This is a genomic window from Pseudomonas imrae (genome assembly GCF_046352735.2).
GTDB classification, from domain to species: domain Bacteria; phylum Pseudomonadota; class Gammaproteobacteria; order Pseudomonadales; family Pseudomonadaceae; genus Aquipseudomonas; species Aquipseudomonas imrae.
In genome coordinates this window covers 4,866,723-4,892,771 of the sequence record NZ_CP110853.2, presented here as the reverse complement: position 1 = coordinate 4,892,771, position 26,049 = coordinate 4,866,723, and the positions used below count along the sequence as shown (strand labels likewise).

Annotated in this window: 26 protein-coding genes and 1 tRNA gene; 6 read left to right on the top strand and 21 right to left on the bottom strand. The window is 55.4% G+C overall.

Features of this window, described 5'->3' with window-relative positions; translation table 11 throughout:
- Window positions 1–88: 88 nt before the first annotated feature.
- From mobC to OQ460_RS22330, 8 genes are all read right to left on the bottom strand, one after another.
- The gene (mobC, locus tag OQ460_RS22365) at window positions 89–670 is read right to left on the bottom strand and encodes a plasmid mobilization relaxosome protein MobC (RefSeq protein ID WP_410019455.1); all 582 of its coding nucleotides are present in this window, start codon (window positions 668–670) and stop codon (window positions 89–91) included.
- Window positions 671–1,091: 421 nt separating this feature from the next.
- Complete coding sequence (locus OQ460_RS22360) at window positions 1,092–1,352, bottom strand: antitoxin VbhA family protein (protein WP_410019454.1); 261 nt, start codon at window positions 1,350–1,352, stop codon at window positions 1,092–1,094.
- Between the two features lie 1,183 nt (window positions 1,353–2,535).
- Window positions 2,536–3,612 (bottom strand): type IV secretion system protein, encoded by a 1,077-nt coding sequence (locus tag OQ460_RS22355; RefSeq protein ID WP_410019453.1) that lies wholly within the window; start codon window positions 3,610–3,612, stop codon window positions 2,536–2,538.
- Between the two features lies 1 nt (window position 3,613).
- Window positions 3,614–3,886 carry an EexN family lipoprotein gene (locus OQ460_RS22350; protein ID WP_410019452.1) on the bottom strand — a complete coding sequence of 91 codons (273 nt, stop codon included), beginning with the start codon at window positions 3,884–3,886 and terminating at the stop codon, window positions 3,614–3,616.
- Window positions 3,883–4,269: a hypothetical protein gene (locus OQ460_RS22345; protein WP_410019451.1), complete on the bottom strand. Its 387-nt coding sequence runs from the start codon at window positions 4,267–4,269 to the stop codon at window positions 3,883–3,885. The genes OQ460_RS22350 and OQ460_RS22345 overlap by 4 nt, the downstream gene beginning before the upstream one ends.
- A 243-nt stretch (window positions 4,270–4,512) precedes the next feature.
- Window positions 4,513–4,767 carry a hypothetical protein gene (locus OQ460_RS22340; RefSeq protein WP_410019450.1) on the bottom strand — a complete coding sequence of 85 codons (255 nt, stop codon included), beginning with the start codon at window positions 4,765–4,767 and terminating at the stop codon, window positions 4,513–4,515.
- A 32-nt stretch (window positions 4,768–4,799) separates the two neighbouring features.
- Window positions 4,800–5,573: a helix-turn-helix domain-containing protein gene (locus OQ460_RS22335; RefSeq protein WP_410019449.1), complete on the bottom strand. Its 774-nt coding sequence runs from the start codon at window positions 5,571–5,573 to the stop codon at window positions 4,800–4,802.
- Window positions 5,570–5,812 (bottom strand): plasmid-related protein, encoded by a 243-nt coding sequence (locus OQ460_RS22330; protein WP_410019448.1) that lies wholly within the window; start codon window positions 5,810–5,812, stop codon window positions 5,570–5,572. Before OQ460_RS22330 ends, OQ460_RS22335 begins: the two co-directional genes overlap by 4 nt.
- Before the next feature lie 528 nt (window positions 5,813–6,340).
- Here OQ460_RS22330 and OQ460_RS22325 point away from each other — a divergent pair.
- The 3 genes from OQ460_RS22325 to OQ460_RS22315 all read left to right on the top strand — a co-directional run bounded on the left by OQ460_RS22325 (window position 6,341) and on the right by OQ460_RS22315 (window position 8,654).
- Window positions 6,341–7,120 carry a GNAT family N-acetyltransferase gene (locus OQ460_RS22325; protein ID WP_410019447.1) on the top strand — a complete coding sequence of 260 codons (780 nt, stop codon included), beginning with the start codon at window positions 6,341–6,343 and terminating at the stop codon, window positions 7,118–7,120.
- Window positions 7,121–7,474: 354 nt separating this feature from the next.
- Window positions 7,475–7,999: a hypothetical protein gene (locus OQ460_RS22320; protein WP_410019446.1), complete on the top strand. Its 525-nt coding sequence runs from the start codon at window positions 7,475–7,477 to the stop codon at window positions 7,997–7,999.
- A gap of 145 nt (window positions 8,000–8,144) precedes the next feature.
- Window positions 8,145–8,654, top strand: a complete 510-nt coding sequence (locus OQ460_RS22315; RefSeq protein WP_410019445.1) for a hypothetical protein — start codon at window positions 8,145–8,147, stop codon at window positions 8,652–8,654.
- A 342-nt stretch (window positions 8,655–8,996) separates the two neighbouring features.
- Here OQ460_RS22315 and OQ460_RS22310 read toward each other — a convergent pair whose 3' ends face one another.
- The 5 genes from OQ460_RS22310 to rpsU all read right to left on the bottom strand — a co-directional run bounded on the left by OQ460_RS22310 (window position 8,997) and on the right by rpsU (window position 14,995).
- Window positions 8,997–10,061, bottom strand: a complete 1,065-nt coding sequence (locus OQ460_RS22310; protein WP_410019444.1) for a site-specific integrase — start codon at window positions 10,059–10,061, stop codon at window positions 8,997–8,999.
- Between the two features lie 125 nt (window positions 10,062–10,186).
- Window positions 10,187–10,263 (bottom strand) — tRNA-Ile (locus OQ460_RS22305).
- A gap of 193 nt (window positions 10,264–10,456) precedes the next feature.
- Window positions 10,457–12,307 (bottom strand): RNA polymerase sigma factor RpoD, encoded by a 1,851-nt coding sequence (rpoD, locus tag OQ460_RS22300; RefSeq protein ID WP_410019443.1) that lies wholly within the window; start codon window positions 12,305–12,307, stop codon window positions 10,457–10,459.
- A 67-nt stretch (window positions 12,308–12,374) separates the two neighbouring features.
- Window positions 12,375–14,333, bottom strand: coding sequence for a DNA primase (dnaG, locus tag OQ460_RS22295; RefSeq protein ID WP_410019442.1), 1,959 nt, complete (start codon window positions 14,331–14,333; stop codon window positions 12,375–12,377).
- 446 nt (window positions 14,334–14,779) lie between these two features.
- Window positions 14,780–14,995, bottom strand: coding sequence for a 30S ribosomal protein S21 (rpsU, locus tag OQ460_RS22290; protein ID WP_002551877.1), 216 nt, complete (start codon window positions 14,993–14,995; stop codon window positions 14,780–14,782).
- Between the two features lie 203 nt (window positions 14,996–15,198).
- On the opposite strand from rpsU, the gene tsaD reads away from it, so the two are divergent.
- Window positions 15,199–16,224: a tRNA (adenosine(37)-N6)-threonylcarbamoyltransferase complex transferase subunit TsaD gene (tsaD, locus tag OQ460_RS22285; protein ID WP_410019441.1), complete on the top strand. Its 1,026-nt coding sequence runs from the start codon at window positions 15,199–15,201 to the stop codon at window positions 16,222–16,224.
- 34 nt (window positions 16,225–16,258) lie between these two features.
- On the opposite strand, the gene plsY is transcribed toward tsaD, so the two are convergent.
- On the bottom strand, window positions 16,259–16,828 hold the full coding sequence (gene plsY / locus OQ460_RS22280; RefSeq protein ID WP_410019440.1) for a glycerol-3-phosphate 1-O-acyltransferase PlsY: 570 nt from the start codon (window positions 16,826–16,828) through the stop codon (window positions 16,259–16,261).
- Window positions 16,829–16,901: 73 nt separating this feature from the next.
- Between plsY and folB the strand changes: the two genes are divergently transcribed.
- On the top strand, window positions 16,902–17,255 hold the full coding sequence (gene folB, locus OQ460_RS22275) for a dihydroneopterin aldolase (RefSeq protein WP_410019439.1): 354 nt from the start codon (window positions 16,902–16,904) through the stop codon (window positions 17,253–17,255).
- Complete coding sequence (gene folK, locus OQ460_RS22270; RefSeq protein ID WP_410019438.1) at window positions 17,246–17,788, top strand: 2-amino-4-hydroxy-6-hydroxymethyldihydropteridine diphosphokinase; 543 nt, start codon at window positions 17,246–17,248, stop codon at window positions 17,786–17,788. The genes folB and folK overlap by 10 nt, the downstream gene beginning before the upstream one ends.
- Window positions 17,789–17,817: 29 nt before the next feature.
- Here folK and OQ460_RS22265 read toward each other — a convergent pair whose 3' ends face one another.
- From OQ460_RS22265 to apaG, 7 genes are all read right to left on the bottom strand, one after another.
- Window positions 17,818–19,047, bottom strand: coding sequence for a multifunctional CCA addition/repair protein (locus OQ460_RS22265; RefSeq protein ID WP_410019437.1), 1,230 nt, complete (start codon window positions 19,045–19,047; stop codon window positions 17,818–17,820).
- 63 nt (window positions 19,048–19,110) lie between these two features.
- The gene (locus OQ460_RS22260) at window positions 19,111–20,673 is read right to left on the bottom strand and encodes a SpoVR family protein (protein ID WP_410019436.1); all 1,563 of its coding nucleotides are present in this window, start codon (window positions 20,671–20,673) and stop codon (window positions 19,111–19,113) included.
- Entirely contained in the window at window positions 20,670–21,941 is a 1,272-nt protein-coding gene (locus tag OQ460_RS22255; RefSeq protein ID WP_410019435.1) for a YeaH/YhbH family protein, read from the bottom strand. Before OQ460_RS22255 ends, OQ460_RS22260 begins: the two co-directional genes overlap by 4 nt.
- A 136-nt stretch (window positions 21,942–22,077) precedes the next feature.
- Window positions 22,078–24,000, bottom strand: coding sequence for a PrkA family serine protein kinase (locus OQ460_RS22250; RefSeq protein ID WP_410019434.1), 1,923 nt, complete (start codon window positions 23,998–24,000; stop codon window positions 22,078–22,080).
- A gap of 285 nt (window positions 24,001–24,285) precedes the next feature.
- Entirely contained in the window at window positions 24,286–24,615 is a 330-nt protein-coding gene (gene glpE, locus OQ460_RS22245) for a thiosulfate sulfurtransferase GlpE (RefSeq protein ID WP_410019433.1), read from the bottom strand.
- Window positions 24,616–24,648: 33 nt separating this feature from the next.
- On the bottom strand, window positions 24,649–25,500 hold the full coding sequence (locus OQ460_RS22240) for a symmetrical bis(5'-nucleosyl)-tetraphosphatase (protein ID WP_410019432.1): 852 nt from the start codon (window positions 25,498–25,500) through the stop codon (window positions 24,649–24,651).
- Entirely contained in the window at window positions 25,500–25,880 is a 381-nt protein-coding gene (gene apaG / locus OQ460_RS22235) for a Co2+/Mg2+ efflux protein ApaG (RefSeq protein ID WP_410019431.1), read from the bottom strand. Before apaG ends, OQ460_RS22240 begins: the two co-directional genes overlap by 1 nt.
- Between the last annotated feature and the right edge of the window lie 169 nt (window positions 25,881–26,049).

Here is a 26,049-nt window from a genome sequence, read left to right as displayed (position 1 = left end):
TTTCAAGAATTGAAGGCGGATCGGTACTTTTAGCAGGGCCAAGCCAGCCTTGCGAATCAATGACTTCTATTTGTCGGACGTTGCTTTTCTAACTTGCTGAGACAATTTTCCACCGACTCAAGCTTGCGTCTTGGAGCTTAGAAACCGCTTCGGTATGGCTGTAGATATAGTCAGAAAGGCGTTTTATTTCCTTCGCAGAGAGTCCCTCACCAATGCCTTCATTCAGTTTTTTTGCTATCTGATTCAGGTTTCTACCAATGGATCGAAGCTGTCCCGATGAGTCCCAAAGGGCTTTTGTGGCCTCCATCGTGAACTGGGGCTGGTTGGTCAAGCTGGCTCGAACGCAATTGATTACCCAGCGTTGAGGAGAGCATGCCTCGGCCTCTGAGCGTGCCACGATCTCATGGTGTTCACTTGGTGTGAATCGGACCTCAAACCGTTGTTTCGGGCCTTCGTCGGGCTCGCCTGCGATTTGCCCTGATATCCATTCTTTAACCTCAGGGGGCAATTCATCTTGAATGGCGTAGCGCATTAGGGCTCGGATCATGCCGTGCTGTGAGCAGCCTTTTTTCTCGCAGTGCGCTTCCCATTCCGATTTCAGGTCGGCCGGTATGCGTACACGGTATACGGCACTATCCCTTGTGGCACCGATGCTAGCTTTGCGCGGCATGTGAATTCCTCTTTCGAAATCAACGACTGATCATGCCTGTAGTGAACCACAGTTCACCGGCTAACGCCTATCCTGCACTAGATCTCCACCCGCTTTAGTTCTTGTTCATGAACAAGCTTTCGTGGGAGGAGGGCAATGACGGATTCAAATCTGAGGGTTGCAGAGTGGGTCTCTTTCACGGTGCCGCAGGGAGCATTCAACGCGTTACGGGATGCGTCAGAACAGGGTGTTCTCTCTTCGGTTCTAACTGCGTAGGTCGATCTTGCTGGATCGTCCGTAACAGAGTGTTGTGCGCACATTGTTCCGGCGGTTGGCCTATCCTGCACTAGATATCCATGTGCTTGAATTCTTGTTCATGAACAAGCTTTTTCGGTCCGATGCGTGCTCCTGCAATGAAAGTTTGGGCGTTTGTGGGAGTCACTCAATGGGAATTTTCGTTCCGCGAGGTAGCTACAAATTCCTCCAGATCAATCTCACCGCTGATGTAACGCTCGCCGAGGCGTTTCATATCGTCTGTGATTTCAAATGCAGACAGGTTTGCTGAGGCATTGGCAAAGGCGACGGCCTCCCTTCGCTTACTCCGCTCAGCCTCCGAGAGTTGGGATACCTTGGGGTGGTCAACTCCGGCTGAAATCTCCATGTTGCTTTGATGTTGCGCGGTTTTTTGGTCGTCTGAAGTCATAGTGGTTCCTGATGATTTTTAAGAATTCCTGATTATTTAAATGATAGCGGTTTGAGCCAGTGTCAGATGCGCGCGATCTTGGCTGGCCCTTACGAGCACGAAAGCTCGCATGTGCGAAAAAACACCAAGATTTTTGCTGGATGTGGTGTCAAGGGCGGCAACGGAGGCCGCATGCGGAGCGGCGCCGAAGGCGAGCACCGAACGGGTGAGGATGACGGGCGTAGCCGTACCCTTGACTCCACAGGAAGCACTCAGCCTATCGCTAAGGGTAGGTCAAGGGCTCCGCCCGCCGTGCCTGCCCCGCAGCCAGTCCGGCAAGTTCGGACACGGGATGCAACCGAAGGGGTTGCCCAAGCGGAGCGCGGAGCTTTAAGGCCGGTGTTCAAACATTTCCATCGTTTGGATTACTGACCGGTGCAAGCGTCTTCTCCGGTGCCTTACTGGGGAGAACCTCGGTTAGACTAGTGGTTCTTCAAGGAAGCTTTTCAAAGGAGTGAATCGGTGCAAACCAACCAGACCGTCAGTTGCCCACATTGCATGAACAACGTTCCATGGGGCGCCTCAGTTTGTAGAGGCGGTCATGCTGAAATTTCCTATGGCACCCCTCGGGCAAGTATCGTCGTTTTCATTATCGTTTCGGTGACAGCAGGCTGGTATGCGGCGAAGCTCGTTCACGATCACCTGTCTACCAATTCGACAGTGTTGTGGGTTGTTTTCGGGATTGTCTTCGCACTGGTAGGCGTTCTTTCCATAAAGATCTGTAAGCGCCTTTATACCGGCAGGACCTGGTTTCGACGGATCTACCGGACCAAGTGACCATCCGTCCCGGGATGGGTTTGCACGTATGAGTCATCAAGACAAGAACGCTGAAATTGTCTTGTTTTTGCGATTAGTTCATTAGATTCATAGTGTTAGCGCTCTTCCATATCCCATCCCCCCGCCCTTCCCGCAAGCGGGAAGGGAGCGAGTCGCCCTCTGTCGTCAAGGGTGCAGGGGAGGCCTACGGCCTTGATCCCCTGCGCCCATGACTTGAGCGTTGGTCGCTTCTGCCGCGTCAAGGGGCCGAGTCCTCGTCGCTTCGCTCCTGCGGGCCGCACCTACCCCTTGACCCGCCATACGCTTGTTGAAGGTGCTCAGAAAAAGACCCCGTCGAAACGAGGTCTGGTCAGTCTTGCGTCAGGGGCTACTGATTTACTTTGCCCCCTTTAGCACTTCCCCAGTTTTTGCCCATGTTCTGCATGACGTGCTGTCGGTACGCTGGATTCCAGGCTGTATTGCCAGCTGCCAGGTGGTTTAAGCGTCCGGCTGTGACCATCTGACCCGACTGCATGTCACGGCGCGTTGACTGTCTGTTGAGGCCCTTGGTGATTGGTGCCATGGCGCCGTTTGCGATTCCGCGCAAGGTCAGTGCCGCACTCGATATACCTCCTGCAAGGCCTCCTGCAACGCCATGGGCTTGATACATCATGTAGAGCACGACGATGGTTGTAACCAGTAGCTCCAGGAACGTTGCGATTGGGTAATCGGCTGGGTTTGCCAATATGCTGGCAGTTATCGAGGAAAAGTATTTGATCCCAAAGCTGAGCACCGTACTAACCAGTGCCGTTTGCATGATGTAAGTGATGACCTGGGCAAACCAGCTATCGAACCACTTGGACGTGAACTGTCCAAACAGCAGCATCATGATGAAGACTGGCCCGATTCCGAGCATGATCGACAGCATGCCTTTTGCGACAATAATCATAGCTCCTGCCGGAACTGCGATGAGCAGCGTAGCGGCATAGACGATCAGGGCGTTCAGCCCATCCCACATAATCATTCCGATTTCATAGGAGTGGCGTTGTCCCATTTTCGACAACATGTCTGCACCGATCTGCCAGCCGTCTGACATTGCATTGTCGATGACCTGGAAAACCGAGTCTGAGGTTGATGGGTCACTCGTCGCTGTGAAGGCGGCCGTTACTCCTGTTTCAAGCCCACTCAATGCCTCTACTACCCATGACATGTACGTGTCGGCGTTCATGGCCAACCCGCTGATGAGTAGGAATTTCCCGCAGGTTTTGAAAAAGTGAGAGGCCGACTGCTCAATCGTTCCGGTGATCATCATGTAGCCGACCATCGTCAAATATAGCGTCCCGCCTATCGTCACGGTGAGCGTGAAATCCTCAATCACTCGGCTCGAAGTGATGCTGATGAACGTATGAAGGGTTTGATCCATTGACCCTCCGATCCATTCAAATATTCCTGTTTTGGTCGCCATTCTATTTTCCCTGAGAAGAGAAATTCATCGGTTCACGCTGCTTGTACTCACGATTCTCAAGCACCAATGCGTTGGCGGCAGTTTTGGCGTTGACGCAGTTTGGTGTCAGAGCAAGCTCGCCAGGGTTTGCCTTGCACCTTTCCAGAACCTTAAGTCTTTCAGGCGCGTTTGCTTTGTACCAATCAACCGTCTGCACGGGCTCTTGTTTGCCGCAGCCTGAGAGGATGGCAGTGACGATCATTAGGGACGCGGAGGTAGTCAGGAGGGATTTCATTTTTCTTCCTTGGATTGAATGACGTTGAGGGTCCGTTCAGCGCTTGCTGGTTTTGCAATATCGACTTTGTCGGTGTCCATGGTAAATGCTAATTCGGTCGCATCAATGATTTGCATTGCTGCCACAGTGCGCAGCACGCTTTCCCGGGTGCCTGCCCAGCTACCGGCAAGCCGGTGAAGGGAATTGTTCAGAATGGTGATAGATGCTCCAAGGCTACCGGCAGCCAGGATTACGCCCAGCAAAGGAGGTATCGGGGCTGATTGACGTGGAAGGGTTATGTCAAACCAGTCAAGGAATGCCATCGAGAACGGCACCAATGCGAGGACAGCAGCCATGATGTCCCGCTGGAGTAGTGCAGGTGCGCGCCGTGAGAGTTCACGCATAAAGCCTATCCTATCAGCGCATATCCAAAATCTACGTATGGATATGATCAGGAATGTGCTTAGGACGAGCATTGGAAGGTAAACATATGAAATCATTGTAGTACTCCATCGAGTATGTCCGGATGTCGGTGTGTGTATCCTGTTCTCAGGTGCTTACAGTGTTTAGCTGTAAAGAAGACGGAGATAAAAGTATTGGTTTTGACCCGTTGGCTGTAATTGGTGTTTGATTGTTGACTCCTATGGCTAGGACCAAAGCCTCCGGTCGACCATGATTTGGTCGGAAATATAGGGGATATTTGCTAGCTCATCCAATGCCATCTCTACCGTCCTGAAAAAAAACTGACGGTTCTCTTCATCGGTAATGGTGTGGTCAATTACTCCATCGAAAACGCTGAGTGCAAATCCGTTTTTGTAGTGGGCGCGTAAAATGACTTGAATGTTGCCAGTTCTTTCCAAGCTATCGCAGTAGTTCTCAAGTTGCTTAAAGTGAAGTGACATTGTGATTTTCCTTGCTGTTGTGGTAGAGCCATTTATTGATTTGAAGGTTTGATCAGTGTTTTTCTTTTTAGAATTTCCAGGGCGCTTGCACCAATTTCACTTCGAGGTTTTAACTCTTTCACCTCTTCAGTGGCGCGTTTGTTGGATGTTGGCTCGGGCTTGCTCGGTTTTGCTAGAGGACAGAAATTACCCTTTTTATAGTTATTGATTAGTCCGTAGAACCATCTTGAGGATGTTCCTTTGATTCTTCCGGCGCTTAACGCTGCTGCCAGTTCGTCAAGCATTAATTGAGCGTCTTGGTGTGGCACATCCTGAAGAAGCTTGATGATCCACACGCGGTCACTGGCTTTTAGCCTTGCCGGATATTGCAGCTCATCCTCAGTTCGTTGTTGTATTTCTATTGTTGGTTCTGTTGGTAGTTCTTGGGATGGCACCGCTATGTCATCCCCTGTGTGACTCGCTGCTGTCTGGGGCCGGGGTGTCATGGATGTCGTCCTCCCCATGACAGCATTGTCAGTGGGGGGTAAGGCCGTTAGCGCGGCAATACATATGAAATATCTATTCGTCGTCTGGCCGCCATCGTTACGATATTCTTTTTGAATAGTTAGTAGACCCGCCCGTTCAAATTGCTTAATTTGACGCTGAACTGTTCTGGAAGAAATAAGGCAAGAGCTTGCTATGGTTTTTATTTTGGGCCAGCACTTCCCCGTTTCGTCCGCATACCTCACTAATTCAAGCATTATGAGTTTTTCGGTAGGAGAGCCAAATCGACGTGCCCATACCAAGTTGTTAATCGTGTAGCTCATTGCAGACTGTCCTGAGAATTCACCTCAATATCTAAGTTCAGCGCGTCATTTATTTGCATTGTCCTAAAATATACGCGGCGGCCGATCCGTATCATTGCAGGTTTGAGTTTTCGAGAAATGTCGGTGTCTGAATATAAAGAGACCCTTACTCCATCAGGCGAGCGGCCTAGTAGGGTCGCAATATCTGGGATGCTCATCAGCGGGCCAAAACGATTAAGTAGATACTCTTCAGTTGTCATGTGTAAGTTCGCAGTTTTTGGAGAAGGTTTGCGAATTCTTGAGGGGGATTGGCGTATTGTCAAACCGGCTGGCGCGTCGAAACTACCAATATATAGTGTCTTGGTTGACTGCTTTATGCGTCTTGGTAGTCTTAAATTGGGTATGTTGGTTTTGAAGTTGATCGGTGGCTTTCTGATAAGGCCTATATGTAACGGGTGTTTGCTAGCGTTTTTTTGGTTTTTCTATGATGCGACTATAAAATAGTCGCATTTTTTTCACGATTTCTTACAAGAACTGAGTCACCTTGAGATTTTGTCCAGCTTATCCACCAGATCCTCAGCTCGAAGATGCCCGCACGGGCGAGCGGCGCTGATGCGTTGGATAGAAGAGGAGATATCCAGGCTCAAAGCGCGTGGAGCCCCAAGTGGTGAAGCGGCAACGATGGAGCTTGGATTGTCGTAATGGGCTTGGCTTGGTGAAGAGTAGGAAAATTCGACCAATCCCCATGGGTTGGACTGTCAAGCCCGCTTAAATAACTCGGAGGGATTATGGAAAAGACCAAGAAAATGAAGGGAAGTGTCCGCATGGCGGTGGATGCCGATCTCCCACTCATCCAGGAATGGTTAAGGCGCGAGGCGCGCAATGGGCATGGGTTCATCAACAATTGGGGCATGATTCAGAAAGCGTGCGCCGAAAAGCGGATGACGGTCTTTATTGGTGCGGAAGGACCGGTTGGTTTTCTCACATACGGTATTTCACACGATACTATCTTGCAGACGAAAAGCAGTTGTCAGCAGCGCGGGATTGGACGGGCACTTGTTGAGCATGCCATTCGTAAGGAAGAGGCACTTAACAACACTGTGCTCGTTGTTCAATGCGAACCACGTAGCTCCGTGGAGTTCTGGTCACAAATGGGTTTTGAGGTACACAGGGATGCTGGAAATTTAAAGCATCAAAGGTCAATCTACATGCAACGCCTTTCGAAGTTGGCTCACGCGCACGTTCGGGGCGATGCCTTGGAGATGGTCACTGTGTGCGTTTACCCCGAGAGCGCTCTGTATTCGAAAGAGCAGGTAAAGCCTGATCGTGTGCATTACGTGATGGCTAAATTCGACGAAGAAACGCGCTCGCTTGAATTGGCGCATCGCGTTTCTGTCGCTCACGAGCGCATTCTGAAAGATCCGGTTGTTGAAGTCAGCTGGGGTGGCTTCGAGATCGTCAAGGGCAAAGTCAAGCATGAACAGGCGAGAGCTATCGGATTTAGGGTCACGCCGAACTGCTGTGGTTGGTATCTGGATGTCATCACTCTCAACGAAATCGAGCTCTAACTTCTTGCTGAACGGATCAAGGAAAAAACATTTCCAAGCCCCTTGATGAAGCAGTGATCAATGCTTGGGGATTTGCTTCTGAGCATGGTAGACACATCCGAGAGGGCCGGGGACCTAGCATCGCTGACGCTGAGCTCATTGTTGGTCTGAGTGCATCGCTGGGTAATTATCTGATCAAAATATCAAAAGAAGCTCCGTAGATGGATGCCATGCCACGCATGAAAAGACATGTATTTGCGCCCAGGTTCACCACAAAGGCCGTCTTAATAATTAGCCGTTGATCATTAAGGTGTAGATGCGCCACCAATAAAGTGACACAGTGTCACCTTGCTCGTGACATAGGCGGATTTGACGATGATCGAAGATGATGATTTTCCGAGCGAAAAGCTGGATACGGCGGTGCTGGTCGATACCTTGCGCGAGGATTTGGACGAATTGAATTGGACGCCCGCAGCGCTAATGGATCGGATGAGATCGCTTGGCGACTATCGTTCACCCGCAACAATTTTGCGCGGGATCAATAGGGCCTTGGAGGGTCAGATAAGACCCTCCGGCGAGTTATTGGCGCTTGTGCGCCAAGCAGTTCGCTTCAAACGGCGCCTACAACGCACCTTCGAGGGCACGACTTGGGCGGAGCTGGGCGACGGCTCGCACACGGCGGAGGTGGGGGAGTTTCGCGTCACCTTGGTACCGCGGAGCAAAGGTCGCTGGCACATCCTAGTTGTGCACGAAAAGGGATACTGCGCACCTTATCCGCGTTGGCAGGACACCTTGGAAGCTGCGAAACACATGGCGTTCATTACACTAGACAACGCGCAGAACTGGCTGCACGAGTGCGCGGAAGAGCAGGCGAGCGAGGCGGCGAAGGAGCGTTCGTGAAACACCTGTAAACACGATCTCATGTTTAATCCTCAAAATAGATACCGCCGACTAACCTCCAAGTCCAGCCGTCAACGTTGGGCTTAACCCGTAGGAGGCGAGCACTTTCGTGCTCTCTGGCCTGAACAGGGAAACGCCTCATCAAATGGATATTCCAAACGCTGCTAGTGAACAGAAGCAGAGACTGTATGAACGCCTCTACGTCGCCGCCGAGGATCTAGGGCTTGCGCGCCAATATGCCCAACATCTACTGAAAAAAGGCTGGCACTCAGCGCCTTGGGAACGTCGGGGCTCTATCTACATGCAGCAATCCGCATTTGTTACGGCACTCGTTGTTAGCTACGCGAGGGCATTCACCAAAAGCTACGGATGGCCGCCTCTTCCTGAAAGTGTTTTACCTGATAATCAAGGCGCGAAAGCTCTGCATAAGCGGCTGATGGACCTTCGTCATGAGGTGTACGCGCATTCGGACAGCAAGCACCATAAAGTCCAGCCTTGGCGCATAGATTCTAAGGCGCTCACCGATATACGCGGCGCACCATTCTGGCGTTTTTCGAAGGGTGAATGTGAGCTGATTACGGAGTTGATTGATGAAATTCGAAAGCTGCTCTTACCGAAGATAACCATCATGCGGGCCGAAATTGCTGAGGCATAGGAAAGAGGCCGGTACAGCCGGGAAGTAGAAACAGCACGGAAAAGTCTGTATAGCCGCCACTTTGAATCGCCCCTGATTTCATAGACGCATTCAATTGTCTGACTTTTGCCAATTAGCCAGTTCTGAATGACGGAAGCGGGTCGGAAGTCGCCTGACCCGACCGGCGGCTTTTGGCCGATTGCTGCGGGCCACGACCAACAGCACTGCGCAGCTCTCTGCCGATCATGGTCACGAAGCGTGCTGGTCAAAATGCAATCAGTTGGTCAAGTGGAGGGCAATTTCGCATGCATAAAAGGTCCGAAGGTGCGGGGGGCAAAAACCCTCCGTCTTAAACTGATAAGCTTAAGTGGCAGGTCTCGTTATTTTGTCCAGTTTACTGACGAGGTCTTCAGCTCGAAGATGCGTGTAACGCTTGAGCATCTGCATCGACTTATGACCACTGATGGCCGAAACCTCTTGATCTGATAACCCGCCTTCGACAAGACGACTTACGGCTTCATGACGCAGGTCATGAAACCTAAAGTCAGGTAGATCGAGCTTCTTCTTCAACTGACCCCAAATTTTCGTGAAGGTGTACGGCCGACGCTTCCCGTCCTTTCCGGGTTCACCGAAAAACACCAGATTGCAGTCGATTGGCCGCACCGGGTTGTCCATCGCGGCTTTTAATACTTCAGTGGCGCGCTTGCTCAGTGGAACGGTTCGGGAGCCGTCGTTCTTCGTGTCTGAGAGACGTATGACACGCTTTGCCAAGTCTATCTGAGGTCGTCGCAGGGATGAGATCTCAGACGAGCGCATACCCGTTTCTAGGGCGATGCAAACAATCCAACCCAGCATAGGATTGCTATGCCGATTTACGGCCGCGAGCAATAGGCGTTCTTCCTCCGGCGATAGCCTCCGGTCACGGCCATCCCCAGGGCTCGGCTTCCGGATGCTCAGCACTGGGTTGAACGTCAGACCCAAACCCCACTCCTGAATCGCTACCGTGTACAGGTGGCTCAATAAGGCCAGTTCGAGGCGCACGGTGTTGTTGCTGATGGTCCCACCACGGCTAGGTTCGTTCAGGCGCTTGTCACGATAGCCGGCGATGATTTCAGCGGAGAGGGCAGCCATGGAGTATTTGCCCAGGTGCTCGATGAGTTTCTTGGCTTTCGAGGTTTCGCCACGCTGAGTGGTGGGCTTCTTGGTGGGGGTTATGTCGCTTAGGTAGCGCTTGAGTGCAGCTTCTAGCGTCATTTTCTCCGAGCCGCTACGCCGGATGTACACGCCGCGCACCATTTCTTCTTCGGTACGGCGAGACCAGTCCTCCGCATCACGCTTTGTGCGGAAGGTTTTGGCGACAGTGGGCCAGCCATTTTTACGAATAAGTGCCTTCCAGGTGCCGGAAGGAGTTTTGACGAGAGTAGCCATGAGAGGGTGCTCCTAGGCGGCTGGCGAACCAGCACTGTACCTAAATTGTACCCTTGGACCATAGGACTGTGTCTGAAGTGGTTCCGCCAGAAACACAATAGCCGCGCAGTGCGCGGCTTTGAGTATGGTGGGCCCAGTAGGACTCGAACCTACGACCAAGGGATTATGAGTCCCCTGCTCTAACCAACTGAGCTATAGGCCCTCAGTAGGCCGCGGATTATAACGATGGTTTCTCTACTGTGCCATCCGAAAAATCCGAATGAGCCATACGAAGGGAGGACGGGGGCGCCCTGTATGTATGCGGCGTCCTTCCTACCCATGATTTGTGGGGTATGTTAAGCAGGGAGTTTGATCTGCACAAAGCAAAACCCCCGGCAGGGCCGGGGGTTTTGTTATCACTCGTCGAGGAAGGAGCGCAAATGCTCGCTTCTAGTCGGGTGGCGCAACTTGCGCAACGCCTTGGCTTCGATCTGACGGATCCGCTCGCGGGTCACGTCAAACTGCTTACCGACTTCCTCAAGGGTGTGGTCGGTATTCATGTCGATGCCGAAACGCATGCGCAGTACCTTGGCTTCACGGGCAGTGAGGCCGGAGAGTACGTCGCGGGTCGCTTCCTTAAGGCTCTCAACAGTGGCGACATCGATTGGTGACTGCATGGTCGAGTCTTCGATGAAGTCACCCAGGTGGGAGTCTTCGTCATCACCAATCGGGGTTTCCATGGAGATCGGCTCTTTAGCGATCTTCAATACCTTGCGGATTTTATCCTCAGGCATTTCCATGCGTTCGCCCAGCTCTTCCGGGGTCGGTTCGCGCCCCATTTCCTGCAACATCTGCCGGGAAATACGGTTGAGCTTGTTGATGGTCTCGATCATGTGCACCGGAATACGGATGGTGCGGGCCTGGTCGGCAATCGAGCGAGTGATCGCCTGACGGATCCACCAAGTGGCATAAGTCGAGAACTTGTAGCCGCGACGGTATTCGAACTTGTCCACCGCTTTCATCAAGCCGATGTTGCCTTCCTGGATCAGGTCGAGGAACTGCAGGCCACGGTTGGTGTACTTCTTGGCGATGGAGATCACCAGACGCAAGTTCGCTTCAACCATCTCTTTCTTCGCGCGGCGGGCCTTGGCCTCACCGATCGACATGCGACGGTTGATGTCCTTGATCTCGGCAATCGTCAGACCGGTTTCGGTCTGCAATGCAGTCAGCTTCTGCTGGCAACGAACGATATCGGCCTGGAAGCGACCGATGGCTTCAGCGTATTTGCTTTTGCCTTTGGCCAGTGCTTCGGTCCAGCTTTCGTCAACTTCGTTGCCCGGGAACTGGCGCAGAAAGTCGGTACGCGGCATGCGCGCATCACGGACACAGAGCTGCATGATCGCACGCTCTTGTGCGCGCAGACGCTCAAGAGCGCTACGGACTCGCTCAACCAGGCCTTCGAATTGCTTCGGCACCAGTTTGATCGGCATGAACAGCTCAGCCAGGGCCAGCAGCTCGGCGGTTGCCTGCTTGCTGCCACGACCGTGCTTCTTCAGTGCCTTGCGAGCCAGCTCCATTTGATCAGAAACAGCACCAAAACGCTGGGCTGCGATGACCGGATCCGGACCGCTTTCGACTTCTTCTTCGTCATCGCCGCTGGCTTCAGCGTCGTCGTCTTCGGAATCGTCGTCCGCCTTGGCGGCTTTCGGGTCGACAGGCGGTGGCACTTCTGCCGCTGGTGGCGTAATGCCGTCGTCCGGGTCGATATAACCGCTCAGGACATCGGACAGGCGACCACCTTCGGTGGTAACACGGGTGTACTCGGAGAGAATGTGGTCAACCGTGCCAGGGAAGTGCGCGATAGCGCCCATCACTTCACGGATGCCCTCTTCGATACGCTTGGCGATTTCGATTTCGCCTTCACGTGTCAGCAGCTCTACCGTACCCATTTCACGCATATACATGCGCACAGGGTCGGTGGTACGACCGATATCGGTCTCCACTGCAGCCAGCGCGGCAGCAGCTTCTTCAGCGGCGGCCTCGTCGGTATCGGCGTCGGCCAGCATAAGGGAATCCTTATCTGGCGCAGCTTCGAATACGTTGATCCCCATGTCGTTAATCATGCGGATGATGTCTTCCACCTGTTCCGGATCTGAAATATCCTCCGGCAGGTGGTCGTTGACCTCCGCGTAAGTCAGGTAACCCTGCTCACGACCTAGGACGATCAACTCTTTGATACGAGACTGCTGTTGCGCTTTTCCGGACATAACACCCTATCCACTGAAGGTCTTGGCGGGCAAAAAACAAGCCGAGGATTATACCCGAGCTATGACCTCACACGCCAGCTGAGGTCGGGTTTGATGCGGAAACATTGCGATTTAAAAGGTCGCGCAGTTGATTTTTCTCTTCGGCAGTCAGTTCGCCCTGACGTGCTTTACGAAGAAGTTGTTCCAGATTTCGCTCGCGTTGGCGGGCGACAAGACTAGTAATGGTGTCGAAAAACTGTTGTTCAAGGTTATCGCCATCAATAAGCCATTCCTTTTCCGCCAACGCCTTCAGCAGGCGGCCCTGTTCGGTGCCGTGCCAGCGTGCAATCAGCTGGAACGAGTTTAGCTTAGGATTCTTCTGCACGGCTTCGAGCAGTGCCACCAGCAGCTGTGTATTAGTGTGGTCTTCAGCCGCAAAGTGCCCGGCATCTTCGACCTTTTGTGCCAGTTGCGGATGGTGCAAAAGGGTACGCAGGGCGGCCATGGTCGGTGGTTCTACAGCAGCTGGGACGCGCGGTCCGCGAGGTTCGTCACCGTTGCCGCGCTTGCCGTTCTTGTCCCAGGGCTTTTTGTCCCATTTCTTGCCACCGGCCCCAGGTTTCTTCGGTGTCCATTCCTGCTGAGGCGCGTAGGCTTCCTGCGGCTGGTGAAAGTCCGAATAGTCCGGCATGGCATCGTAATCGATGCCGGGGTCGTAAGCGGGTGGCGCGTCTTGCGGCGCCCTGTGCACCAACTGGCTGACCGCTTCGCCGCTCAGCCCGGTGATTTCCAGCAGGCGCTGGCGCATCAGGGCTTTCAGGTTGGCACCGGGTACCTTATCGATCAGCGGCGCGGCGAGGGTGGCCATATGGGCCTTGCCTTCAAGCGAGCGTGGGTCGGCCTCTTCGGTCAATTGCTGGAAAAAATAATCGGCCAGCGGTTGTGCGTGCTGGTTGATACGCGCGCGGAATGCATCTGTGCCTTCGGAGCGAACCAGGGTGTCCGGATCCTCGCCTTCGGGCAGGAACAGAAAGCGTGCGCGGCGCCCATCCTGAAGGCTCGACAACGTCGCCTCAAGGGCGCGCCAGGCGGCATTTCGGCCCGCCTGGTCGCCATCGAAGCAGAACAGAACATTAGGCACGATGCGAAACAGGCGCTTCAAGTGTTCTTCGCTGGTCGCCGTGCCGAGGGTTGCCACCGCATTGCGCAAGCCTTGCTGGGCAAGGGCGATGACGTCCATATAGCCCTCAACCACAATGATTTCGTCGAGGTTGCGATTGTTCTTGCGCGCTTCGAACAGGCCGTAGAGTTCCTGGCCCTTGTGAAACACCGGGGTTTCCGGTGAGTTCAGGTATTTGGGCTTGTCGTCGCCCAGTACTCGACCACCAAAGGCGATGATGCGACCGCGACTGTCGCGGATTGGAAACATCACCCGGTCGCGGAAGCGGTCGTAGCGCTTGCCGGTCTCGGCGTTTTCCACCAATAGGCCGGCGTCGATCATGGCTTTTTGCTGCAGGGTGTCGCTGCTCAGGTGCTTGTACAGGTTGTCCCAGCCGGGCGGGGCAAACCCGAGGCCGAAGTCACGGGCGATTTCCCCGGTCAGGCCTCGGCCCTTGAGATAGTCCACGGCAGCCCTGCGCTGTGGATGGCTTTTAAGGGCCTGGCGATAGAAGTCGGCGGCGGCAGTGAGCAGCGGGTATAGCGGCGAATCGGTGGGTTGGCGCGGCTTGTGCGGGCGGCCACTTTCTTCCCGGGGAATTTCCATGCCGGCGGCTTTTGCCAGTTCCTCGACGGCCTGGGGGAAATCCAGGTTGTCGTGGTCCATGATGAAGCCGAGAGCATTGCCGCCCGCGCCACAGCCGAAGCAATAGTAGAACTGCTTGTCGGGGCTGACGCTGAATGACGGGGTTTTTTCTTTATGGAACGGGCAGCAGGCAGTGTAGTTCTTGCCGGCTTTCTTCATTTGCAGGCGCGAGCTGACAACATCGACGATGTCGGTGCGGTTCAGAAGGTCGTCAATAAAGCTCTGGGGAATTAGCCCGGCCATGGCGTTCTCGTCATCACTGCGTATAAATGAGGGCCCGTGACATACTCAAGGCGCACATATCGGCGGCTCGACCATCTGTCGTCTGCTTGGGCTTCAGGAAGTGTATCTGTCGAACATTCACTGACGTTAGTTCCAATCAGCCTTCGACGTATTTGAAAGTATTGCCCTGGAGTCCGGTCACGACCAACGCTGGCCTCGGAAGCTCATTCTGGGCACAGTCGACCTGTTGATCGCCTGTCTGGAAATTAAGGTGTGCTCGTCAGTAGCCTTGTTAGGCTCGTCAGAAGAGACGTGCACTGCTGGCAAAAAGCCAGGTCTGACGTGTAAAGCGGTTTGTCGCGGTCGCGTGTGCGGCGTTGACGGTGAAGCATCAAGCGATATCCGCAAATGCCAATAGCCCGGCTGAGGGCCGGGCTTGGCAGAAGCTTGCTACGAACGTCTGTGGATTAGTACAGACGAACGGCGCGGCGCTGCTCGCGCTGAACTTTCTTGGCGTGACGCTTAACAGCGGCTGCTGCTTTGCGCTTACGCTCAGAAGTTGGCTTCTCATAAAATTCGCGGCTACGAACTTCAGCCAGAACACCGGCTTTTTCGCAGGAGCGCTTGAAACGACGCAGAGCTACGTCGAAGGGTTCGTTCTCTTTTACTTTGACGGCTGGCATCCAGAGCTACCTTCTTTCATTACCGGGAATCAACGTTCTCGTCGCAAAAAATTCGCGGCTGAGGTCGTCGGTTTTTAAGGGTTGCGGATGTTAACCCCTCATTGCCCGGAATGCAAAGCCTCTGATCGAAAACCGCTAGTCGGGAGAGGGAGTGGCGACTATTATGCGCGCCTTCGAATTCAGCCGCTACAAGGCGCAAACCCATGCTAGTTCTGGGCTTAGAAACCTCCTGCGACGAAACCGGTGTCGCACTTTACGACAGTGAACGCGGGCTTTTGGCCGATGCACTGTTCAGTCAGATCGACTTGCACCGCGCCTATGGTGGCGTGGTGCCAGAGCTGGCCAGCCGTGACCATGTCAAACGCATGCTGCCCTTGATTCGTCAGGTGTTGGACGAAGCCGGTTGTGTGGCCACAGAGATTGATGCCATTGCCTATACCGCGGGCCCTGGGCTGGTCGGAGCCCTGCTTGTGGGGGCTTCCTGTGCTCAGGCGCTGGCGTTCGCCTGGGGTATCCCGGCCCTGGGTGTGCACCATATGGAAGGCCATTTATTGGCGCCCATGCTGGAAGAAAACCCACCGCAGTTCCCGTTCGTCGCTTTGTTGGTTTCGGGGGGGCATACGCAACTGGTTCAAGTCGACGGAATCGGTCAATACACGCTTCTGGGCGAAACTTTGGACGATGCTGCCGGTGAAGCATTCGACAAGACCGCGAAGATGATGGATCTCAACTATCCCGGTGGTCCGGAAATCGCGCGCCTGGCTGAAAAAGGCGTGACGGGTCGCTACACCTTCCCGCGCCCAATGTGTGATCGACCGGGTCTGATGTTCAGTTTCAGCGGCTTGAAAACCTTCGCGCTGAACACCTGGCAGCAGAGCGTCAGTGCCGGAGACGACAGCGAGCAAGCCCGTTGCGACATCTCTCTGGCGTTCCAGCAAGCCGTGGTAGAGACTTTGACCATCAAGTGCAAGCGGGCGTTGAAGCAGGCGGGCATGAAGCGCCTGGTGATCGCGGGCGGTGTCAGCGCCAACCGCGCGTTGCGCGTGTCGCTTGAGAAAATGCTCGGAGATATGAAAGGTGACGTATTTTACGCACGGCCTGAGTTCTGCACCGATAACGGCGCAATGATTGCCTTCGCCGGGTGTCAGCGGCTGCAGGCGGGGCAGCAGGAAAGCCTGGCCATCAGCGTGCAGGCGCGCTGGCCGATGGAGCAGTTGTCGCCGTTGTAAGCCGGCGCACGTGAATCGTGTTCATCGGATGTATTTAAAAATGCCGTTCGCGCCCGGCAAACAGGTCGCGTAAATTGCCCCGGTGGCGCCAGACGATCAGCAAGGTGAGTACGCTCATCGGTACCAGCGCTGCGGGCTCTTGCCAGGCCAGCAATGGCAGGGTCAGCGGCGTGGCGATCAGCGCTGCCAGGGAGCTGGTGCGGGTCAGGTAGAACGTCAGTAGCCACGCGACCACGGCCAGTAGGGCGGCGGGAGGATAGATACCCAGCAACATGCCTGCTGCCGTGGCGACGCCCTTGCCACCGCGAAAGCGGAAGTACAGCGGGAACAGATGGCCGAGAACTGCGCAAACGCCTACCCAGGCCTGTTGTTGCAGGGAAAGGCCGGTGAGATTGGCGATCAGTACTGGCAGCAGGCCTTTGCAGACGTCGCCCAGCAGCGTCAGGACGGCCATTTTTTTACCGGCCAGGCGCAACATATTGGTGGCGCCAGCATTGCCTGAGCCACCCATTCGAGGGTCGGGGCTTCCCGTCAGGCGGCTGAGCAAGATGGCAAAGGACAGAGAGCCGAGCAGGTAGGCGAGGGTTGCCAGTAACCAAAACATGCTAACTATTCCGGGCGAGGACGCCTGATTCTAACGGGGCATCGCGCCCTTGTCGTGCTGTGGAGAAGAGTGCTTGGACAGAGTGTTTATCGAAGGCCTGGAAGTCGACACCGTGATCGGGGCCTACGACTGGGAGCGAGGTATCCGGCAATGCTTGCGTCTGGATCTGAGTTTTGCCTGGGATAACCGTCCGGCGGCCGCCGGTGATGACCTGAACCTGGCGCTCGATTACGCCAGCGTCTGCGTACGTATCCAGGCATTCGCCGCGCAAGCACAGTTCCAGTTGGTGGAAACTTTCGCTGAACGCCTGGCCGAAGTGTTGATGAGTGAGTTCCAGATTCCCTGGCTGCACCTCAAATTGACCAAGCCCGGTGCCGTCCCGGCAGCCAAAGGCGTGGGCGTGGAGATCGAGCGCGGATGTCGCTAACTCAGGTTTATCTTGGTCTTGGCAGTAATATCGAACGTGAATCCCATTTGCGTGCGGGCCTCGATGCGCTGGCGGGTTTTTTGACGGATCTGCGTTGCTCGGCCGTGTTCGAAAGTCAGCCGGTGGGTATCAAGAGCGGACCTTTCTTCAATCTGGTGGTCTCGGCGTATACCGACTTGTCTTTGAAAGAGTTGGATCGCCGGTTGAAGCTCATTGAAGCCGACAACGGTCGCTACGCGCCGGATCGCAAGGGGCTGCCTCTGGATATCGATGTGCTGCTGTATGGCGATCTGAACGGTGATTTCGAGGGGTTGGTGCTGCCTCGGGCCGAAATATTGAAGAATGCCTTTGTGTTGTGGCCGCTGTCGTTGATGGCGCCGGAGCGGTTGCATCCTCAAGCAGGCAAGACGTTTACTGCGCTGTGGCGGGATGCACAGATTGATCAGGTCCTGGCGCCCGTGCCGTTCGAGTGGCGCGACCAGCAACTGACGCCTGCCCACCTCTTGGGGCGAGTGTGCTCGCGAAAAGCGTGAGAGTACCGCGTTAACCCGCAAGCCCGTTCCTACAGTGGGTGTTGTTCCTTGTAGGCCTTCAGGGCTTTGAGCCGTTCACGCTTGAGCGCTTCGCCCAGTTCAGGGCCCTTGAAACCCTTCTCCAGCAGCGGCGCCACGGCAACGCTCCGTGCTACTAACGCAGCTGCGCGTAAATAATCCGCCTGTGGATAACTTCTCTGCTCAAGGCCCTTGCGTCCTCGTGCGTCCATTTCGCATGCAACGATAAACTCTTCAAAGCGCTGTGGCCGGCGATAAACGTCAAAACTGTGCAGCAATTCCAGCAGAGTCGAAGCCTTGAGCTCCAGTGCCCGATGGCCGTGGGTGTGATATTCACCCATCAGCAGCGCCAAGTCCTGACAGTCTTTCGGCACCTTGAAGCGCTCACTGACCGCTTGGATCAGCCTCAAGCCCTTCTGCTCGTGGGCAATATGCCGAGGTAACTTATCCACAGGTGTGAGGCCCTTGCCCAAATCATGCAGCAGACAGGCCCAGCGCACGGTCAGGGGTTGGCCGTGGAGAGCGGCCTGCTCCAGCACGCTCAGGGTGTGGATGCCGGTGTCAATTTCGGGATGATGAGCCTCGGGTTGTGGTACGCCGAACAAGGTGTCAACTTCGGGCATCAGGATTTTCAGGGCGTGGCAATCGCGCAGTACCTGGATAAACACTTGTGGTTGATCTTCCATCAGCGCGCGGGAGATTTCCTTCCAGCTACGCTCCGGTGTCAGGGCTTCCAACTCTGCGGAATCACTCAGCTGGCGCATCAATTCCAGGGTTTCGGGGGCAATGCTGAAACCGAGACCCGCATAGCGTGCGGCGAACCGCGCGACCCGCAACACTCGCAAGGGATCTTCGGCGAATGCCGGGGAAACATGGCGTAAAATACGGTCTTTCAGGTCACGCTGGCCGTTGTATGGATCGGACAGGTTGCCGTCGTCGTCCTCGGCTATCGCGTTGATGGTCAGGTCGCGACGGATCAGGTCTTCTTCGAGCGTGACTTCGGGGCTTGCGTGAAACACAAAGCCGCCATAACCGCGACCGCTCTTGCGCTCAGTGCGGGCGAGGGCATATTCGTCGCCGTTTTTCGGGTCCAGGAAAACCGGAAAGTCAGAGCCCACGGGCTTGTAGCCCATGGCGAGCATTTCCTCGGCGGTGGCGCCGACCACGACCCGGTCGATATCGGTAACGGGAATCCCCAGCAGGCGATCACGCACCGCTCCGCCAACTTTGTAGATTTGCATGAAAAAGCCTCCAATGGCCCTACAGGATAACGCCTGTGTCCGGCCAATGGAGGCTTCGCCGCGTCAAAGGTGGATGACGGCCAGGTCCAGGCGCCCGTATTCGTTATCACTGTGCTCACTGCGAGGCGGTACGTGATGGGTTTTCATCACCTGGTCGCCTTGCAGCGTCTCAAGATGGATATCAAACCCCCACAGTCGGTGCAGATGCTTGAGGACCTCATCTGTGGAGTCGCCCAAGGGTTTGCGGTCGTGTTGTTGGTGACGCAGGGTCAGTGAGCGATCACCGCGCACGTCAATGCTGTAGATCTGCACATTTGGTTCGCGGTTGCCGAGGTTGTACTGGGCGGCCAGGGTTTCGCGGATCGTACGATAGCCGCCTTCATCATGAATCGCAGGCACCAGCAGGTCATCCTTGAGATCGTCATCCAGAATGCTGAACAGCTTGAGATCGCGTATCACCTGGGGCGATAGGTATTGCAGGATGAAACTTTCGTCCTTGAAACTGCTCATGGCGAACTTGATCGTTGATAGCCAATCGCTTCCGGCGATTTCCGGGAACCAGCGGCGGTCTTCTTCGGTGGGGTGCTCGCACATGCGACGAATGTCCCGATACATGGCGAAACCCAGGGCATAGGGGTTGATGCCGTTGTAGTACGGGCTGTCGAAGCCGGGCTGAAAGACCACGCTGGTGTGGGACGTGAGGAATTCCATCATGAAACCGTCAGTCACCAGGCCTTCGTCGTACAGGTCGTTCATCAGGGTGTAATGCCAGAACGTTGCCCAGCCCTCATTCATTACCTGGGTCTGACGCTGTGGATAAAAGTACTGGGCAATCTTGCGCACGATCCGCACGATCTCGCGCTGCCAGGGTTCCAGCAGCGGTGCGTGTTTCTCGATGAAGTACAAGATGTTTTCCTGGGGTTCGGCGGGAAAGCGCGCGTTGTCCTTGTCACTGTTCTTGTCGGCGCGTTTGGGGATCGTGCGCCACAGGTCATTGATCTGTTTTTGCAGATGCTCTTCGCGTTCCTTCTGACGCAGGCGTTCTTCCTCGGCAGAAATCGGATACGGGCGCTTGTAACGGTCCACGCCGTAATTCATCAGGGCATGGCAGGAGTCCAGCAGGTCCTCCACCGCATCGATCCCATGGCGCTCTTCGCACTGCATGATGTACTGCTTGGCAAACACCAGGTAATCAATGATAGAGCTTGCATCGGTCCAGGTGCGAAACAGGTAGTTACCCTTGAAGAAACTGTTGTGTCCATAACAGGCGTGTGCAACTACCAGTGCTTGCATGCAGATGGTGTTTTCTTCCATCAGGTAGGCGATGCAGGGGTCGGAGTTGATGACAATTTCGTAGGCCAGGCCCATCTGGCCGCGACTGTAGGACTTTTCGGTGCTGAGGAAGTGCTTGCCGTAGGACCAGTGGTGATAGCCCAAGGGCATACCCACCGAAGCGTAGGCGTCCATCATTTGTTCGGCGGTAATCACTTCGATCTGGTTGGGGTAGGTATCCAGGGCATATCCGGCCGCAATCCGGCTGATTTCCCGGTCGTAGGCCTGGATCAGTTCGAAGGTCCATTCAGACCCCGTGGATATGGGTTGGCGCTTATTCTCTTTGGCGGTCATGTCACTAACCTGCGCTGGAAGAGTTCACGGAAGACCGGGTAAATATCCCCGGCCGAGACCAGTTGTTGCTGGGCAAAGGTATCGGCGAAGGCTTCGCCGATACGTTCGTATTCAAACCATAGGGCCTGATGCTCGCGCGGGGTTATCTCCACGTACGTGTAGTACTGCACGTACGGCATGATCTGGTTGATCAGCAGGTCGCGACAGATAGGGGAGTCGTCGTTCCAGTTGTCGCCATCGGAGGCCTGGGCAGCGTAGATGTTCCATTCGTTGGCCGGATAACGTTCGGCCATGATCTCCTGCATCAACTTCAGGGCGCTGGAAACGATGGTGCCGCCGGTTTCCCGTGAGTAGAAGAACTCCTCTTCGTCGACCTCGCGGGCGCTGGTGTGATGGCGGATAAACACTACGTCTATTTTGTCGTAGTTACGCTTGAGAAACAGATACAGGAGGATGAAGAAGCGTTTGGCAATGTCTTTGGTCGCCTGGGTCATGGAGCCGGAAACGTCCATCAGGCAAAACATCACGGCCTTCGAGCTGGGGTTGGGCTGCTTGACCAGCAGGTTGTATTTCAGGTCGAACGTGTCTAGGAACGGCACCCGATGAATGCGCGCGCTGAGTTTCTCTATTTCTGCCTCGATCTCCTGTATATCGCCGAAGTTGTCCGGCTCATCGCGTTTTAAGCGAGCCAACTCTTCCTTGGCGTCTCTCAGTTTGGCGCGGCTGCTGCCCGACAGGGCAATGCGCCGCGCATGGGCGGAGCGCAATGTGCGGATGATGTTGATCCGTGAAGGATTGCCTTCGTTACTGATCCCCGCCCGTACGGTTTTGAAGGTATCGGTGCCGGTCAGGTTGCGCTTGATCAGGTTGGGTAGCTCCAGGTCCTCGAACATGAACTCGAGGAATTCTTCCTGGGTAATCTGGAAGACGAACTCATCCATGCCTTCGCCGGAATTGCCGGCTTTGCCTGGACCTTTGCCGCCGCCACCGCCTTGGGGCCGCTGGATATGTTCGCCGGTGGTGAACTCTTTGTTTCCCGGATGAACCACTGTCTGCTTGCCGCCTCTGCCATGGTGCAGCACGGGCTCATCTATGTCCCGTCCGGGAATGCTGATCTGCTCGCCGTGCTCCATATCGGTAATGGAACGACGGCTGACGGCCTCTTCGACAGCCTTTTTGATGTGCTCGCGGTAGCGCCGCAGGAAACGCTGGCGGTTTACCGTGCTCTTGTTCTTGCCATTGAGACGTCGGTCGATCACATAGCTCATGGGGAGCCCTCCGGGCAGCTTCAAGTTACAAGCTTCAAGCGCCAAGCTGGAAGCTTAAAGACAAGCGGTCGGCTGCCAGGACCCAGGTGAACCTCTCGGTGCGCCTGGGGCCTGCGGCGTTTCGCTTGTCGCTGCCTTACTGCGATTTTCTGACTCGCAGGTACCACTCGGAAAGCAAGCGCACCTGTTTGTCGGTATAGCCGCGTTCGACCATGCGTGTGACGAAGTCGTTGTGTTTTTGCTGATCCTCCTTGCTGGCCTTGGCGTTGAAGCTGATGACCGGCAGCAGATCCTCTGTGTTGGAGAACATTTTCTTCTCGATGACTACGCGCAGCTTCTCGTAGCTGAGCCAGGTCGGGTTCTTGCCGTTGTTGTTGGCCCGTGCGCGCAGGACGAAGTTGACGATCTCGTTGCGGAAATCCTTCGGATTGCTGATTCCCGCGGGTTTTTCGATTTTTTCCAGCTCTTCGTTGAGCGCCACCCGATTGAGAATTTCGCCGGTTTCCGGGTCGCGATATTCCTGGTCCTGAATCCAGAAGTCGGCGTACAGCACGTAGCGGTCGAAGATGTTTTGCCCATATTCGCTGTAGGACTCCAGGTACGCCGTCTGGATTTCCTTGCCGATGAACTCGATGTAGCGCGGCGCCAGGTACTCCTTGAGGAAACGCAGGTAGCGTTCGCGGGTTTCGGCCTGGAACTGTTCCTGTTCGATCTGCTGCTCCAGTACATAAAGCAGGTGGACCGGGTTGGCGGCGATCTCGTGCGGGTCGAAGTTGAATACTTTGGACAGGATCTTGAATGCAAAGCGCGTAGACAGGCCATTCATGCCTTCATCAACCCCTGCCGTATCGCGGTACTCCTGGATCGATTTGGCCTTGGGATCGGTGTCCTTGAGGTTTTCACCGTCGTAGACACGCATCTTCGAGTAGATATTGGAGTTTTCCGGCTCCTTGAGGCGCGACAGCACAGTGAACTGGGCGAGCATTTTCAAGGTATCTGGCGCGCAATGAGCCTTGGCCAGGGAGCTGTTGAACAGCAATTTGTCGTAGATCTTGATTTCATCGCTGACTCGCAGGCAGTACGGCACCTTGACGATATAGATACGGTCGATGAAGGCTTCGTTGTTCTTGTTGTTGCGGAAGGTGTGCCATTCCGATTCGTTGGAGTGAGCCAGCAGGATCCCGGTGAATGGTATCGCCCCCAGGCCCTCCGTACTGTTGTAATTGCCTTCCTGGGTTGCGGTGAGCAGTGGGTGCAGCACCTTGATCGGCGCCTTGAACATCTCCACGAACTCCATCAGGCCCTGGTTGGCCCGGCACAATGCGCCCGAGTAGCTGTAGGCATCCGCATCGTTCTGCGGGAACTCTTCCAGTTTGCGGATATCGACCTTGCCCACCAGCGCCGAGATATCCTGGTTGTTCTCATCGCCAGGCTCGGTCTTGGCCACACCGACCTGGTTGAGAATCGACGGATACAGCTTCACCACGCGGAATTGGCTGATATCGCCACCAAACTCGGAAAGTCGCTTGGTGGCCCAGGGCGACATGATGGTGTTGAGGTAGCGTCGTGGGATGCCGAAGTCTTCTTCGAGGATTGCACCATCTTCCGTGGCGTTAAACAGACCCAGGGGCGACTCGAAGACAGGGGAACCCTTGATCGCGTAGAAAGGCACCTTCTCGATCAGTTGCTTGAGCTTTTCGGCCAGGGACGATTTACCACCGCCAACGGGGCCAAGCAGGTAGAGGATCTGTTTCTTCTCCTCCAGGCCTTGGGCCGCATGGCGGAAGTAGGAGACGATCTGATCAATGCATTCCTCCATGCCGTGGAAGTCTTCAAAGGCCGGGTAGCGACGGATAACCTTGTTGGAGAAAATCCGCGACAGGCGCGAATTGTTGGAGGTATCCACCAGCTCTGGCTCGCCGATCGCCAGTAGCAGCCGTTCGGCGGCAGACGCATAGGTGCCTCGGTCCTTTTTGCACAGCTCGAGATACTCTTGAAGCGTGAGTTCTTCCTGTTGTGTGGACTCGAAGCGTTGTTGGAAGTGGCTAAAGATACTCATGACGTCGTCACCTCGCTCGATACGTGGAGCCGACGCCGGATCAATCAGTCGATGCTGGCAGCCACTGGCGTTGACCGTGGCTGTTTTCCCCCCAGAACACCCTGGAAACGCTACCGATGACCCGCACGCCGGTGTACCGGCTCTCCCCTGTTTTGGATGGCCTGCGCTTAAGGATAGTTCGGAATCCAGGAGGTCAAGGCGAGATGCGTAATTAGTTTGGGCGCACCGTTCGTCAGAAACGGCGCTAGCCCAAGCGTCACGCGGGATGGCGGGGGGTGAAAAAAATTATCGCGAATCGCCCGAGGCAATTTCCGTCGGGTAAGTCGTACGCCACAACTCAAAGCCGCCATCCAGGCTGTAGACATCGCTGAAGCCCTGGCTGACCAGATACGCCGCTGCGCTCTGGCTGGAGTTGCCGTGGTAGCAGGCCACGATCAGCGGTGCATCGAGGTCGGCGGCGCGGATGAAATCGGCGATGCTGTGATTGTCCAGGTGGCGAGCGCCGGTGATATGGGCTGCGGCATAGGTGGCCGGGTCACGGATATCGACGACGACAGCACCTTGTTCGCGCAGTGCCTGGGCCTGTTCGGGAGGGATACGCTTGAATTCGCTCATGACGGGTTCCTGGGGCCGGCTCGAAAGCGCCGTTTAGCGCTTTGCCGCGGCCTGCTGCTGTTCGTAGGTGAGGGTGTCGCACTGGCAGTCCAGGCGTTCACCCGTATCGATGTTCATCAAGGTCATGCTGCCGCCCCAGACACATCCGGTATCGAGGGCGAATACTCCAGGTTCATCGCATTTGCCTTCAAGGGCTGCCCAGTGCCCGAAGATGATCTTCGTCTCACGGGTCTTGCGCTCCTTGTGCTCGAACCAGGGTTTGTAGCCGGGCAGGGCGGTGTCGGCACCTTCCTTGCTCTTGAGGTCGAGCTTGCCGTCGGCGGTGCAGAAACGCATGCGGGTAAAGTAGTTGGTGATGACCCTCAGGCGCGCGACGCCGCTCAGGTCGTTGTCCCACTTCACCGGTTCGTTGCCATACATGCCGTCCAGATAGGTCGTGAACAGATTGTCATCCGCCAGGGCCGCTTCGACTTCGTTGGCGCACTTGAGGGCTTTTTTCAGCGTCCACTGGGGCGGGATGCCTGCATGAACCAGCACGGTGTCACGGCTTTCATCGTAATGCATGAGTTTCTGTCGGCGCAGCCAGTCAAGCAGCTCGGCGCGATCGGGGGCCTCGAGGATTTCCCGCAGTGTATCGCCTTTTTTGAGACGCTCGATGTTATTGCCGGCCGCCAATAGATGCAGGTCGTGGTTGCCCAGCACACACACCAAGGCATCGCGCATGCGATACAGGAAGCGCAGGGTTTCCAGTGAGTTCGGGCCACGGTTGACCAGGTCGCCCACCAGCCAGAGGCGATCCTTGGCTGGGTCGAAGGCTACCCGATCCAGTAGGCGCCTGAGCGGTTCCAGGCAGCCTTGCAGGTCGCCGACGGCGTATGTCGCCATCAGTGCAGGGCTCCAGGCACCGCCAGGCGGAAGGGGGCGATGATGGCGTCGAAATGCTTGCCATCGTCGGCGAGCATTTGATAGCTGCCTTGCATATTGCCCACGCGCGATGCCATTACCGTGCCGCTGCTGTAGGTATGGCTTTGGCCGGGGTCGATATGCGGTTGTTGGCCGACGACGCCGTTGCCGCGGACTTCTTCTACCTGGCCATCGCCATCGGTGATGACCCAGTGGCGAGATAGTAGCCGGGCCGGCTCCGTACCGCTGTTCTTCACGGTGACCGTGTAGGCGAAGGCGAAGCGGTTCTGTTCGGGTTGTGATTGTTCCGCCAGAAAGCGGGTGACGACGCTGACGTCGATCTGATAACGAGGATCGGACATGCAAGAGGCCTTAAAAGCGGAGGGCAGCAGATACGGTTCAGTCTAGGCCAAGAGCAGGGCACTAGGCCAGACATGTAGTCATGCAGGCCTGCCAGATGAAAAAGTTCTCTCGGTGGGGCACGGCTCAATGTGGGAGCGGGTTTGCTCCCACATTTTAGATCGCGTCGAG

Coding starts and splice junctions, on each gene's coding strand:
- mobC (WP_410019455.1), bottom strand. CDS start 670: ATGCCGCGCAAAGCTAGCATCGGTGCCACAAGGGATAGTGCCGTATAC.
- OQ460_RS22360 (WP_410019454.1), bottom strand. CDS start 1,352: ATGACTTCAGACGACCAAAAAACCGCGCAACATCAAAGCAACATGGAG.
- OQ460_RS22355 (WP_410019453.1), bottom strand. CDS start 3,612: ATGGCGACCAAAACAGGAATATTTGAATGGATCGGAGGGTCAATGGAT.
- OQ460_RS22350 (WP_410019452.1), bottom strand. CDS start 3,886: ATGAAATCCCTCCTGACTACCTCCGCGTCCCTAATGATCGTCACTGCC.
- OQ460_RS22345 (WP_410019451.1), bottom strand. CDS start 4,269: ATGCGTGAACTCTCACGGCGCGCACCTGCACTACTCCAGCGGGACATC.
- OQ460_RS22340 (WP_410019450.1), bottom strand. CDS start 4,767: ATGTCACTTCACTTTAAGCAACTTGAGAACTACTGCGATAGCTTGGAA.
- OQ460_RS22335 (WP_410019449.1), bottom strand. CDS start 5,573: ATGAGCTACACGATTAACAACTTGGTATGGGCACGTCGATTTGGCTCT.
- OQ460_RS22330 (WP_410019448.1), bottom strand. CDS start 5,812: ATGACAACTGAAGAGTATCTACTTAATCGTTTTGGCCCGCTGATGAGC.
- OQ460_RS22325 (WP_410019447.1), top strand. CDS start 6,341: ATGGAAAAGACCAAGAAAATGAAGGGAAGTGTCCGCATGGCGGTGGAT.
- OQ460_RS22320 (WP_410019446.1), top strand. CDS start 7,475: ATGATCGAAGATGATGATTTTCCGAGCGAAAAGCTGGATACGGCGGTG.
- OQ460_RS22315 (WP_410019445.1), top strand. CDS start 8,145: ATGGATATTCCAAACGCTGCTAGTGAACAGAAGCAGAGACTGTATGAA.
- OQ460_RS22310 (WP_410019444.1), bottom strand. CDS start 10,061: ATGGCTACTCTCGTCAAAACTCCTTCCGGCACCTGGAAGGCACTTATT.
- rpoD (WP_410019443.1), bottom strand. CDS start 12,307: ATGTCCGGAAAAGCGCAACAGCAGTCTCGTATCAAAGAGTTGATCGTC.
- dnaG (WP_410019442.1), bottom strand. CDS start 14,333: ATGGCCGGGCTAATTCCCCAGAGCTTTATTGACGACCTTCTGAACCGC.
- rpsU (WP_002551877.1), bottom strand. CDS start 14,995: ATGCCAGCCGTCAAAGTAAAAGAGAACGAACCCTTCGACGTAGCTCTG.
- tsaD (WP_410019441.1), top strand. CDS start 15,199: ATGCTAGTTCTGGGCTTAGAAACCTCCTGCGACGAAACCGGTGTCGCA.
- plsY (WP_410019440.1), bottom strand. CDS start 16,828: ATGTTTTGGTTACTGGCAACCCTCGCCTACCTGCTCGGCTCTCTGTCC.
- folK (WP_410019438.1), top strand. CDS start 17,246: ATGTCGCTAACTCAGGTTTATCTTGGTCTTGGCAGTAATATCGAACGT.
- OQ460_RS22265 (WP_410019437.1), bottom strand. CDS start 19,047: ATGCAAATCTACAAAGTTGGCGGAGCGGTGCGTGATCGCCTGCTGGGG.
- OQ460_RS22260 (WP_410019436.1), bottom strand. CDS start 20,673: ATGACCGCCAAAGAGAATAAGCGCCAACCCATATCCACGGGGTCTGAA.
- OQ460_RS22255 (WP_410019435.1), bottom strand. CDS start 21,941: ATGAGCTATGTGATCGACCGACGTCTCAATGGCAAGAACAAGAGCACG.
- OQ460_RS22250 (WP_410019434.1), bottom strand. CDS start 24,000: ATGAGTATCTTTAGCCACTTCCAACAACGCTTCGAGTCCACACAACAG.
- glpE (WP_410019433.1), bottom strand. CDS start 24,615: ATGAGCGAATTCAAGCGTATCCCTCCCGAACAGGCCCAGGCACTGCGC.
- OQ460_RS22240 (WP_410019432.1), bottom strand. CDS start 25,500: ATGGCGACATACGCCGTCGGCGACCTGCAAGGCTGCCTGGAACCGCTC.
- apaG (WP_410019431.1), bottom strand. CDS start 25,880: ATGTCCGATCCTCGTTATCAGATCGACGTCAGCGTCGTCACCCGCTTT.